This window comes from Psychroserpens mesophilus, assembly GCF_050617655.1.
GTDB classification, from domain to species: domain Bacteria; phylum Bacteroidota; class Bacteroidia; order Flavobacteriales; family Flavobacteriaceae; genus Psychroserpens; species Psychroserpens mesophilus_A.
The window spans coordinates 1-228 of sequence record NZ_JBODQC010000592.1 but is presented as its reverse complement, the minus strand read 5'-3'; the positions used below and the strand labels follow the sequence as shown (position 1 = coordinate 228).

At 58.3% G+C, this 228-nt stretch carries 1 pseudogene; it reads left to right on the top strand.

Annotation, left to right across the window (positions count from 1 at the left end):
• A pseudogene (locus tag ACRHNM_RS18555) lies at positions 1–228 on the top strand (sodium:proton antiporter); the annotation flags it as partial.

Genomic DNA, 228 nt, shown 5'->3' with positions numbered 1-228 from the left:
ATTGTCTGTACGGTGGTGCCGACATTGATCGCCAGCCGGTTCAAGGTATTCCGCGGGCAGATTGCCGCGGAGCCGGAGGGTCTGGAGGAGCCGAAATCGAAATACGGGCCCACCATGCTCTACCTGGGGCTGGGATCTATCGTCTTTGTACCGTTCTTTAAAACCATTACGCACCTGCCCCCCTACGTGGGTATGATGCTGTCCCTGGCCGTGGTGGCAACCTTTGCC